We start from the raw sequence: 12,233 nt of genomic DNA, 5'->3' as shown, positions 1-12,233 counted from the left end.
AGGACAAGGATGAACCGAAATCAAAAATATTTTTCAATAAATGCTCCATTAGTAGTTTTTGTTTTCCTTTTTTCATTCAGTGTATTTTCTGAGGATAAACATAATGATTCTCCTGAAAAAAATGTTGTCATTTTAACTAAAGAGGCTCAAGAGACTGCTGGTATTAAGATTGACATATTAAATCCTCAAGTAATTAAAGGTTCCATTCCTGTACCTGGTGAGGTGATTCCTAATGAGAAGCTCACTAATAAAGTGACTGTGCGTGTGTCAGCTCAAGTAATAAAGCGTCACGTTCAAGAAGGAGAACATGTTAAAGAGGGACAAATTCTTGCAACCCTTTCGAGTGTAGATATGGCAAAGGTGCAAGGGGATTTGTTATTGGCAGCTCAAGAATGGCAACGAGTTAAATTATTAGGAACAGAAGCAATTTCAGGTAAACGATATACTGAAGCGCAAGTTGCTTATCAGCATGCTTACTCCACTGCAGCAGCTTATGGCCTAACGGAATCTGAAATTAATACATTACTTGGCAGTCAAAAACCTTCTCAGGCTAAAGGCGATTTTAATTTGATTGCTCCACGCAATGGTACAGCATTTAATGTTAATTTTAATGAAGGTGAGTTGATAGAGCCTGGACGTGTTTTATTACAAGTGGTTGATGAAGCGACAGTTTGGATAGACGCAAAGCTACCTCCTGATTTAAAGCAGCCTGTTAAAATTGGAGATGCAGTAAAAATTTCTGTAAACAGTCATACTCTACCTGGGCGTATCATACAGATACATCACCAGCTAGATGAAACAACCCGCACTCGTTCAACGCGCATAGAAGTTGCAAACACGCAAGACATGTTGCATCCAGGGCAATACGTCAATTGTAACATTGAAGGAAGTGAATCTTCACCTGTTATGGCATTGCCGGTAAGTTCAGTATTACGCACTGCTGATGGGGATTGGGCAATTTATGTTGAAGTTAAACCTGATCATTTTCAACAGGTGGAAGTGAAAGTAATTAAAATTACAGATAATCAAGCAATTATTGAGGGCGTTTCATCAGGGCTACGAGTCGTAACAAATGGCGCTTTCTTTGTACATTCAGAATTAAACAAGCGAGGGTTTGATGCCCATAATCACTAAGAAAGGAAAATTTTCTTATGTTTGATAAGATCATCGACTTTTCAGTAAATAATCGTCTTCTTGTTATTCTTGCGCTTTTGGTGACTATTGTTGCAGGAATTCTGATCATACCGCGTTTAAACCTAGATGCTTTTCCTGACGTTACTAATGTTCAAGTCGTTATAAATGCAGAATCACCTGGGCTTGCAGCGGAAGAAGTTGAACAATTAATTACTTATCCCATTGAGGCTGCGATGTATTCCTTGCCTAATGTTGAAGAAGTACGATCTATATCAAAGGTGGGTTTATCGGTTATTACAGTGGTATTTAAAGATGCAGTCGATATTTATTTTGCCCGCCAACAAGTATTTGAGCGATTACAGGTCGCACGCGAAAAAATGCCAGCTGGGATTGGCATTCCTGAAATGGGGCCTAATACTTCTGGATTAGGACAAATTTTTCAATACATTTTACGCACTGATAACCAAGAAAAATTTAATACAATGACTTTACGTAGTCTTAATGATTGGGTGGTTAAATTATTATTAGCGCCCGTTGATGGTGTAACAGACTTGCTTTCATTTGGTGGTGAGGTGCGTCAATACCAAGTACAAGTCGATCCTTCTCGATTACTCGCATATAAATTAAAAATTGAAGATTTGGTCAATGCCATAGAATCAAACAATCGTAATGCCGGAGGATGGTATCTAGATCGGGGTGCAGAGCAACTCGTTATACGTGGAGTAGGTTGGGTTCGCAGTGAAGATAAAGGATTGCAAGATATTGCAAATATCTCCGTTAAAGACAAAGATGGCGTGGTTATTCGAGTGCGGGACGTTGCTCGTGTTGCGTATGGAAGCGAAATTCGTCAAGGTGCTGTTACGCTTTCTGATAGAGATGCACAAGGAAAGCCCCGTGCGGTTGGCGAAGTTGTCAGTGGCATAGTTCTTAAAAGGATTGGGGCTAATACCAAGGCCACTATTGATGGCATAAAAGAGCGCCTTCCTCTTGTGCAAGCAGCATTGCCTGAAGGCGTAAAATTAATACCCTTATATGATCAATCAGAACTGATACAAAAGGCTGTTTATACTGTGAAAAAAGCTTTGGTGGAAGCTTTTGTATTAATCTTTGTTGTGCTACTTCTTTTCCTCATGAATTTGCGAGCGACTTTATTAGTACTTATTTCAGTTCCAATTTCTGTGGGAATGTCTTTAATAGCCATGGCTTACTGGAATATTTCAGCCAATTTAATGTCGCTAGGGGGACTATCAATTGCGATCGGAATGATGGTGGATGGATCGGTTGTGATGATGGAAAACATTTTCAAACATATAAGTGAGCCCGGCTCTGAACACACTCATGCCGAAAAAGGAGATAAATCTTTTGATCAAGCGAATTATAAAAATGAACATGCAATTCCATTAAGAATTCAAGAAGCCGCACGTGAGATAGCACGACCTGTTTTTTTTGCAGTACTTATTATTATCGTAGTTTTCGCTCCTCTCTTTAGCTTACAAGGGGTAGAAGGAAAACTATTTCAGCCTATGGCGATAAGTATTGTACTTGCTATGTTGGCCTCTTTATTTGTGGCAATGGTAGTTATTCCTGCATTAGCAACTTATGTATTCAAGGTGGGAGTTAAACATCGTCATAGCCCATTGCTTATGCCAATAGCAAACTTTTATAGACGATCTTTAACTAAAGCATTGAGTTATCCTAAACATGTGATAACAATTGCAGGATCATTATTTGTCGTCTCGCTTTTATTTTTACCATTTTTAGGAACAGAATTTGTACCTGAGCTTGAAGAAGGTACTTTGAATATTCGCGTTACATTAGCGCCGTCAGCAAGTTTAGATACCTCTTTATCCGTGGCTCAAACACTTGAACAAACGCTGATGAGCTTTCCGGAGGTAATTTATGCCTCAAGCCGCATTGGCCGCCCTGAGTTAGGTGGTGATCCGGAACCAGTTTCTAACATTGAGATCATTGTGGGTTTAAAGCCAGTTAAACAATGGACTTCAGCAAAAAATCGGTACTTACTGCAAGAATTAATGGAAAAGAAGATGGAAGTTTTTCCTGGATTGCTATTTAGTTTCTCCCAGCCCATTGCGAGCCGAGTGGATGAGCTGCTTTCCGGAGTGAGAGCTCAACTTTCAGTTAAATTGTTTGGTACAGATCTTGCCATCCTTGCGAAGAAAGGGCAAGAAATTGAAAATATTGTGAAGTCTGTTAAAGGCACGCGTGACGTAGCAATTGAGCAGATTACAGGTGAAGCACAACTCGTCATCAAACCAGATCGTGAGACTCTAATGCGCTATGGTATTTCTGTCGGTGAAGTCATGTCACTTGTATCGGATGCTATTGGCGGCAAAACAGCAGGTCAAGTTATACAAGGAAATGAGCGTTATGATATTTATGTGCGTTTAGCTAAACCTTATCGCGATAGTGTTGAGACTATTAGTAACCTTATTTTACAGTCGTCAAAAGGCGCATGGGTACGCTTGAGCGATGTGGCAAGTGTACAAATTGAAGCAGGTACACCTCAAATTAGACGTGACGATGTCCAGCGACGTGTTGTGATACAAAGCAACGTGGAAGGACGTGATATGGGCAGTGTTGTTTCTGAAATACAGCAACAAATTGCTCAAAAGTTAAAACTACCTGCAGGGTATACGGTAGTTTATGGCGGCCAATTTGAAAATCAACAACGCGCTCAAGCACGGTTAATGGTTGTGGTTCCTCTCTCACTAGGGTTAATATTTTTGCTTTTATATTTTGCGTTTAATTCAGCTAGCCAGGCTTTGTTGATTATGATTAACGTTCCTCTAGCATTGATAGGTGGAATTTTAGCCTTATTTTTTTCGGGGCAGTATCTTTCTGTACCTGGCTCGATAGGTTTTATTGCCCTATTTGGTATTGCTGTACTCAATGGTGTTGTTTTGGTCAATGCGATTAACCAAAACAAAGAAGGCGGTATGCCAACAGCAGAAGCAATTTTTGTGGGCTCCATGTCAAGATTGCGTCCTGTTTTAATGACTGCGTTCATTACAGCGCTTGGCTTAATCCCTATGTTGCTGGCAAGCGGAATCGGTGCGGAAATTCAGCGCCCTCTCGCAACCGTAGTAGTAGGAGGACTCATTTCATCTACTGCATTGACGCTGCTGGTATTACCTGTGCTCTATGGAGTATTCTTCAAAAATGGTGACTATCGAGATAGATAAGATGGTAATGAATGGAACATAATCATTCAGTTACAAAATTAAACAATAACCGAGCTCTAATTATAGCACTAGGTCTGACTGTTTCTTTTTTTATTGCTGAAGTTGTGGCCGGTATTTTAACCGAAAGTTTAGCACTTCTATCTGATGCCGCGCATATGTTAACAGATATAACGGCACTAATTATTGCATTAGTAGCCGTTAAACTTTCGCAGAGAGCAGCAGATAAGGTTCGTACTTTTGGTTATTATCGTTTTGAAATATTAGCTGCAGCATTTAATACCGTTATGCTTTTCGTGGTGGCTCTTTATATATTTTATGAAGCTTATCATAGATTGCAAAATCCACCTGAAATACAATCGATTGGTATGCTGATAGTCGCTTCCATTGGGTTAGTAGTCAATTTAATATCCATGCGACTGTTAACTTCGCATAAAGATAAAAGTCTTATCATGAAAAGCGCTTATTTAGAAGTGTGGAGTGATATGCTTGGCTCTGTGGCCGTGATTGTGGGCGCAATTATCATAAAGCTAACCGAATTGAACTGGGTAGATTCCGTTATTGCAATTCTGATCTCATTATGGGTGTTACCTCGTACATATATTTTACTCAAAGAGAGCATTAACATATTGCTTGAAGGAGTTCCCAAAGGCATTGATCTCAAAAAACTAGAGCAAGCCTTACTTGAAATTAAAGGTGTTTTAGATGTTCATGAATTACACGTTTGGGCAATAGCAAGTGGCAAAATTTGTTTAACTGCCCACGTGATTATTGAAGAAAAATCTGATTGTGAAAGTGTATTACCCATTATGCGGACTGTTTTAGCATCACAATTTGGGATTCTTCATACGACTTTGCAACATGAACGAAAAAAATGTCTTAATGAGCAGGTTCTTTGTAATTTTTTAGAATAAACATAATTTTGCAATGCAAAATACCAATTAATATTATTAATTTAAAGAGTAAACTTTCATTATGAAATATATTATCGAGAAAATTAAGGATAGTTTACGAAGCATTGTTAAATTAAATCGTAAAAAAGAAATTATAAAAACTCATGATGTGAATTTTAGTATAGATGCAAACTCCGATATATCAATGATCCCTATTATTAAATGCCATGTTATTTTGATTTGTGGTCTCTTGTTTTTTCTAGTTGCTGGGATCTGGGCAAACTTTGCAGTGTTGGATGTAGTTACTGTCGGGCAAGGAAAAGTTATTCCATCCAGTAATATGCAAGTTATACAAAATTTGGAAGGCGGAATTATTAAAGATATCCTTGTGAAAATTGGTGATGTCGTTTCGCCTGAGCAAGAATTGATGATTATTGATGATACGAGATTTGTTTCATCACTTAAAGAAAACGAAACCCAAATATATGCATTAAAAGCCAAAATCGCACGTTTAACTTCAGAAGCCAATGATAGTGAATTATCGTTTCCTAATGAATTAGCGGATAAATATCCTCAATATGTAACTTCAGAAAGAAATTTATATCATTCAAGTGAAAAAGAACTTCAAGTTAAATTGAATATTCTTCAAGACGAAGTCAAACAGAAAAGTCAGGAATTGATTGCATCAAAAGGAAAAAGGGAACAGATACAAAGAAGTTTAGATCTTGTTAAGAAAGAGTTTGAATTAACTCAACCACTTATAAAGTCAGGAGCTGTTTCGCCAGTTGAGGTTTTACGACTTGAAAGAACGGTTAATGATTTGCAAGGAGATTTGGAGCAAACTGAACTATCTATTCCTAAATTGGAAGCAAGCTTATCTAGCGCCAAAAGTAAGATGAATGAATTGCGCGCTTCCGATAAAACCGAAGCATTTACGGAGCTGAATAAAGCAAAAGCAGAATATAACAAGTTAATGGAAACTACAAAAGCTGCCACGGATAGAGTTACGCGAACTGTTGTTCGTTCGCCAGTAAAAGGAACCGTCAATCAAGTTAAAGTGACGACAGTGGGGGGCATTATTCAACCTGGACAAGACTTGCTTACAATAGTTCCGTTGAATGATACTTTAGTGATTGAAGCTAAAATTCGCCCTGTTGATATTGGGTTTTTAAGACCAGGATTACCAGCCACTATAAAGGTGTCTGCTTATGATTTTTCTATTTATGGTGGTTTAAAGGGTACAGTAGAGCATATCAGTGCAGACACTATTAAAGATGAAAAGAAGAATCCTTTCTATGTGATTCGTGTTCGCACTACAGGGCGTAATTACTTATTAGGAAAGCATGGTGAAAGATTAAATATTATCTCCGGCATGAGCGTAACTGTTGACGTTTTGACGGGACATAAAACAGTATTAGAATATTTGCTTCAACCCATCATAAACGCAAAGCAAAGCGCGATGAGAGAAAGGTAATCGATTTAATTTGATAAATAATGAAGTGGGTAAAAATAATATCATATTAAAGATATATTTGTTCGAGTCATAAAAATTATAGCGAGAACATAATAAATGAGCATATTTAAATATCTCATGCGTAGAATAACCAAAATTATTATTTGCGTGACAAAAGAAGTGTTTTAAATGTTCATGAATTACACGTTTGGACAATAGCTAGTGGCAAAAATTTGTTTAACAGCACATGTCATTATTGAAGAAAAATCAGATTGTGAAAGCGTATTGCCAAACATGCGTGTGCTTTTAGCTTCAAAGTTTGGGATCCTTCATACAACTTTACAACATTAGAGAAAAAAGTGCCTAAATGAAGAAACGGAATGTCATTTTACAGGTGAGTGACATTTACAGGATTGAGAAATTGTATGAAGGATTGGTAAAGGTAAAATAATGAAGCGTTGTGCTCAAATGTGAAATTTTTTTTGCTAAATCCTTTAGATGGAAGTTACATTTCTATATTTATCCCCTAAAGCATGTTTTTTTCATATACTTAATTTAAGAGACCATCAACTTAGTGTATATTCCTGGTTTAAGGAGCCCTGAGTATGAAGAGAGGCTTATTGGCCATCATCATTACCGTGGCCGTAATATTGGGAGTGGTATTGGGATATTATCTTAAAATTGATCTCCCCCTCGAAAAGGTCAAATCGAACCAAACCTCCAGTGTCAAAGCTCTTTACTGGATAGATCCTATGGAACCGCAGGTACATTATCCTGGGCCTGGGAAATCTCATATGGGGATGGAATTAGTTCCAGTATATGAAGAAAAAAAAGAGGGGAAGCAAGAAAAAGATGGATCAATCCGTATTTCTCCTGCCATTGTTGAAAATTTAGGGGTACGCACCGCACAGGTTGAACGTGGTACTTTAACTCGACAAATTGAAACAGTGGGTTATGTTGTTCCCAATGAAAATAATATTTCTCATATCCATGCTTATGCAGAGGGATGGATCAGAAAATTAGTCGTAAGAGCAATGGGGGAACCCGTCAAGCAGGGCCAATTACTTGTACAGCTTTATTCTCCCATCTTGATTGGAGCACAAAAGGAATTTTTGTTAGCGCTAAGGGGTGATGATAAAAGTTTAATTGAGGCTGCATATCATAAATTGCAGAGCTTCAAGATTTCTGAAGAGCAAATTACTAGGATCCGAAAATCACAGCAAGCAGAACAGCTCGTCGACATGTTTTCTCCCATTGATGGCGTTATCGCCGAATTAAATGTTCGTGAAGGAATGTGGGTTGCACCTGAAACTGAAATTATGAGTCTCGTTGATCTCACTTCAGTTTGGATCATGGTGCAAATATTTGAGCAACAAGCAGGTTGGGTCACTAAAGGTCAGGAAGCAAAGGCAAAGCTGCCAGCCTTTCCTAGTCAAGAATGGAAAGGAAAGGTAGAGTATGTTTATCCTGAAGTCGATGCAGCAACGCGTACTTTAAAAGTGCGTTTTATTTTTGATAATCCTCATCATATGCTTAAACCAAATATGTATGCGAATGTTATTTTATTAGTGTCTCCAAAAGAAAATGTGCTGAGCATCCCCACGGAAGCCTTGATTCGTCATAGTAAGGGAGATCGTGTCATTGTAGCTTTGGGAGAGGGACGTTTTCTAGCACGCTCTGTGACAACGGGCATTGAAACATCCGATAGAATTGAGATTGTTTCTGGACTAAAAGAAGGTGAACAGGTAGTCACTTCAGGCCAGTTTTTAATTGATTCAGAGGCGAACTTAAAAGCTTCAACCCAAAGAATATCCTCACAAAATGAAAATTCATCAATATCAACGTTATCTGTAGAAGGGATAGGCATTGTGCAAAGCATGAATGTTAAACAACATATCATAACGTTAAAGCATGAGGCAATCGCAGCCTTAGATATGCAAGAAATGACAATGGATTTTGTTGTCAATGAGAATATTTCCTTATCCACAATTAAAGTGGGCGAACGTATTCGATTTATTGTAGAGAAAGATCCCATGCATCAATTCGTGATCACCAAAATATCACCAATCGATGAGGCATCCCCATGATTGCAGCTGTTATCCGTTGGTCGTTACACAATCGGATTTTGATTTTAGTAATGACTGTCTTAATTATTTTAGTTGGGCTCTATTCAGTTAAACACATTGCTGTGGATGCCATTCCTGATTTATCTGACGTACAGGTGATCATCAGAACAACCTATCCAGGACAGGCTCCACAAGTTGTGGAAGACCAAGTGACTTATCCTCTCACAACAGCGATGCTCGCCGTGCCAGGTGCAGTGGCCGTGCGTGGCGAATCATCGTTTGGTGATTCCTATGTCTACATTATTTTTCAGGATGGTACAGATTTATATTGGGCACGTTCGCGTGTATTGGAATATTTAAGTCAAATTGCGAATCGCCTTCCAAGTGGTGCTCAAACAGCATTGGGGCCGGATGCCACTGGTGTAGGCTGGGTATATGAATATGCTCTGGTTGATTCTACTGGTCAGCATGATTTATCGCAACTTCGCAGCATTCAAGATTGGTTCCTCAAATATGAATTACAGAAAGTCCCTGGCGTAGCAGAAGTTGCAACAGTGGGTGGAATGGTTCGTCAATATCAGATTATTCTTGATCCAAACCGACTTCGAGCATTTGGAATTACGCTAGATCAAGTGAAACAAGCATTGCAAAAAGGGAACCAAGAGATTGGTGGTTCAGCTGTTGAAATGGGCGAAGCGGAATATATGGTGCGCTCAAGTGGGTATTTGAAATCAGTCCAGGATATTGAAAAAGTTTTCCTTAAGGTAGAAAAAAATGGCATTCCTATTTTGATAAAAGATGTGGCTCATGTTCAAGTTGGCCCTCAAATGCGCAGGGGGATAGCGGAACTTAATGGCAAAGGCGAAGTAGTAGGTGGCATTATTGTCATGCGCTATGGCCAAAATGCGCAAGATACCATTGCGAAAATAAAAACAAGGATCAATGAACTCAAACCCAGCCTGCCAAAGGGAGTTGAAATAATTGAAACTTATGATCGCTCAAATCTTATTCAACGTTCCATCGATACTTTATATGATAAATTAATTGAGGAATTTATTGTTGTATCATTGATTTGTTTCGCTTTTCTTTTCCATTTACGGTCTTCCTTGATTATAGTGATTAGTTTACCTATTGGGATCCTGATAGCACTTATCATCATGCATTTGCAGGGTATCAATGCCAATATTATGTCTTTAGGGGGGATTGCTATTGCCATTGGAGTGATGGTGGATGCTGCTATTGTCATGATTGAGAATGCGCATAAGCATCTCGAGCATGATGATAGTAAAGAAAGCCGCTGGAAAGTAATAGAGCAGTCTGCCATGGAAGTAGGTCCTCCTCTTTTCTTTTCATTATTAATCGTTACAGTTAGTTTCTTGCCAATATTTGCCCTTCAGGCTCAAGAAGGTCGTTTATTTATTCCTTTGGCGTATACCAAAACTTATGCAATGGCAGCAGCTAGCATACTATCCATTACGCTTGTTCCTGTACTCATGGGATATTTAATCAAAGGTAAAATTAAATCGGAACTACAAAATCCTCTCAATAAAGTTTTAACAATGCTATATCGCCCTTTACTCCAATTAATATTAAAGATCCCTAAAACCACAGTTATGATTGCTCTTACCCTGGTAATAATTGGCTTTTTTCCATTATTTCGGTTAGGAACGGAATTTATGCCTGAAATGAATGAAGGGGATCTTCTTTATATGCCCACAACGTTTCCAGGAATTTCTATTGGTAAAGCAGAACAAATCTTGCAGCAAACTGATAAGCTTATAGCCAGTGTACCCGAAGTTAAGACAGTATTTGGAAAAATTGGTCGCGCACAAACAGCAACCGATCCTGCACCACTATCGATGATTGAAACAACTATTCAATTTAAACCTAAAAGTGAATGGCGAGAAGGGTTAACACTTGAGGCATTACGATCGGAATTAGAAGAGCGAGTAAAGTTACCTGGATTATCTAATGCATGGGTGATGCCTATCCGTACACGAATTGACATGTTAGCAACCGGCATTAAGACCCCCGTAGGAATTAAAATTGCTGGCTCTGATTTGATGGTGATTCAAAATCTTGGTATGCAAATTGAGGAAATTCTCAAAACGGTGCCGGGTACAGTATCAGCATTTGCCGAGCGTGTAGCAAGTGGTCGTTATATTAATGTTGAGATTGATCGAGACAAAGCAGCGCGTTATGGATTAAGTATTAATGACATTCAAGAGATCGTTCAAACTGCAATTGGGGGCTTGGATGTAACTCAAACGGTGGAGGGGCGGGAACGTTATCCGGTAAATTTACGTTACCCTCGAGAGCTTCGTGATTCATTTGAAGAACTAAAATTACTTCCAATTATTACAGCAATGGGAGCGGTTATTCCATTAAGCGAAGTGGCACACCTTCATATTAGCGAAGGGCCGGATATGATTAGGAGTGAAAATGCGAGATTGAATGGATGGATTTATATAGATATAGCGAGTAGAGATCTGGGCTCTTACATTAGTGAAGCAAAGGAAAAAATTAAACAAAAAATGAGTCTACCAGGAGGATACTCTCTAACTTGGTCAGGTCAGTATGAATATTTAGAACGCGCAAAAACTCGTTTGGGAATTGTTGCGCCGTTTACGTTCATTATTATTGCATTGCTTCTTTATCTAAATTTTCGTCGATTTTCTGAAGTGTTAGTAATTTTGGCAGCTGTCCCGTTCGCTTTAGTTGGAGGGATTTGGTTTTTGTATTTTCTGGGGTATCACTTATCAGTTGCAGCAGGCGTAGGCTTCATAGCGCTTACGGGCATTGCGGTCGAAATTATGGTGGTTAAGCTGGTCTATCTTAATCAAGCGTTATCTAAACGCCAATTATTAGTAGAGAAAGAACAACGCAATATTACTTTGGAAGACATTCGAGCGGCTATCGTTGAAGGTGCTTTATTAAGATTAAGGCCAATTATGATGACTACCTTAGCGATCATTGGAGGTTTGCTTCCCATTATGTTAATGGGAGGCACAGGCTCTGAAGTTATGAGGCGGATTGCTGCCCCTATGGTGGGAGGAATGCTTACGGCTACGTTGCTGGCATTAATTGTTTTGCCGGCAATTTATTTCCTATGGAAAAAGCATTCTTTAAAAATTGTACTTAAATAACAATGATTTTTCCGCGGTACATCCCCATTTGACAAGTAAAAGTATATTCTCCAGCCTCTTTTATCGACAATACTATGTCCTTTGGTTTGTTTAAGGGAAGCTGTTCACTAATATTTAATGTACTAAAAACAACCACCTCTGCACATGGGGTAGGATCTTCACGAATAAAGCGAAGTGTTATAGGGTGATTTGCTTTTACTTGAATATAAGCTGGGTCATAGGTGCCATCCTTTACTTTGATTTCAATATAATCATCTACCTTTGTTGATGCCTTTGATTTACCAAACCAAAACCACCAAATAATCAGTCCAATAAAGGATATTCCAATTAAATTTACCATC

The 12,233-nt window shown here is 38.6% G+C and carries 7 protein-coding genes; 6 read left to right on the top strand and 1 reads right to left on the bottom strand.

Annotation, left to right across the window (positions count from 1 at the left end):
- Nucleotides 1-9 precede the first annotated feature (9 nt).
- The 6 genes from HT99x_RS15310 (at nt 10) to HT99x_RS15285 (ending at nt 11,892) form a co-directional block, all read left to right on the top strand.
- On the top strand, nt 10-1,134 hold the full coding sequence (locus tag HT99x_RS15310) for an efflux RND transporter periplasmic adaptor subunit (RefSeq protein WP_083482959.1): 1,125 nt from the start codon (nt 10-12) through the stop codon (nt 1,132-1,134).
- 17 nt (nt 1,135-1,151) lie between these two features.
- Nucleotides 1,152-4,337, top strand: coding sequence for a CusA/CzcA family heavy metal efflux RND transporter (locus HT99x_RS15305; protein WP_075067235.1), 3,186 nt, complete (start codon nt 1,152-1,154; stop codon nt 4,335-4,337).
- An 11-nt stretch (nt 4,338-4,348) separates the two neighbouring features.
- Nucleotides 4,349-5,248: a cation diffusion facilitator family transporter gene (locus HT99x_RS15300; RefSeq protein WP_075067234.1), complete on the top strand. Its 900-nt coding sequence runs from the start codon at nt 4,349-4,351 to the stop codon at nt 5,246-5,248.
- A gap of 61 nt (nt 5,249-5,309) precedes the next feature.
- Nucleotides 5,310-6,701, top strand: coding sequence for an HlyD family type I secretion periplasmic adaptor subunit (locus tag HT99x_RS15295; protein ID WP_083482958.1), 1,392 nt, complete (start codon nt 5,310-5,312; stop codon nt 6,699-6,701).
- 584 nt (nt 6,702-7,285) lie between these two features.
- Complete coding sequence (locus HT99x_RS15290; protein WP_083482957.1) at nt 7,286-8,767, top strand: efflux RND transporter periplasmic adaptor subunit; 1,482 nt, start codon at nt 7,286-7,288, stop codon at nt 8,765-8,767.
- On the top strand, nt 8,764-11,892 hold the full coding sequence (locus HT99x_RS15285; protein ID WP_075067232.1) for a CusA/CzcA family heavy metal efflux RND transporter: 3,129 nt from the start codon (nt 8,764-8,766) through the stop codon (nt 11,890-11,892). The genes HT99x_RS15290 and HT99x_RS15285 overlap by 4 nt, the downstream gene beginning before the upstream one ends.
- Here the strand turns inward: HT99x_RS15285 and HT99x_RS15280 are convergent.
- Complete coding sequence (locus tag HT99x_RS15280) at nt 11,885-12,232, bottom strand: cupredoxin domain-containing protein (RefSeq protein ID WP_200957154.1); 348 nt, start codon at nt 12,230-12,232, stop codon at nt 11,885-11,887. The two genes, HT99x_RS15285 and HT99x_RS15280, sit on opposite strands and share 8 nt — an antisense overlap.
- Between the last annotated feature and the right edge of the window lies 1 nt (nt 12,233).

Origin of the sequence: Candidatus Berkiella aquae, assembly GCF_001431295.2 — a bacterium.
In the GTDB taxonomy this organism is placed as follows: Bacteria; Pseudomonadota; Gammaproteobacteria; order Berkiellales; family Berkiellaceae; genus Berkiella; species Berkiella aquae.
This window is presented reverse-complemented; position numbering and strand designations above follow the sequence as displayed.

What these genes read in the sequence shown, in the direction of transcription:
- HT99x_RS15310 (WP_083482959.1), top strand. Translation starts at nt 10, where the DNA reads ATGAACCGAAATCAAAAATATTTTTCAATAAATGCTCCATTAGTAGTT.
- HT99x_RS15305 (WP_075067235.1), top strand. Translation starts at nt 1,152, where the DNA reads ATGTTTGATAAGATCATCGACTTTTCAGTAAATAATCGTCTTCTTGTT.
- HT99x_RS15300 (WP_075067234.1), top strand. Translation starts at nt 4,349, where the DNA reads ATGGAACATAATCATTCAGTTACAAAATTAAACAATAACCGAGCTCTA.
- HT99x_RS15295 (WP_083482958.1), top strand. Translation starts at nt 5,310, where the DNA reads ATGAAATATATTATCGAGAAAATTAAGGATAGTTTACGAAGCATTGTT.
- HT99x_RS15290 (WP_083482957.1), top strand. Translation starts at nt 7,286, where the DNA reads ATGAAGAGAGGCTTATTGGCCATCATCATTACCGTGGCCGTAATATTG.
- HT99x_RS15285 (WP_075067232.1), top strand. Translation starts at nt 8,764, where the DNA reads ATGATTGCAGCTGTTATCCGTTGGTCGTTACACAATCGGATTTTGATT.
- HT99x_RS15280 (WP_200957154.1), bottom strand. Translation starts at nt 12,232, where the DNA reads ATGGTAAATTTAATTGGAATATCCTTTATTGGACTGATTATTTGGTGG.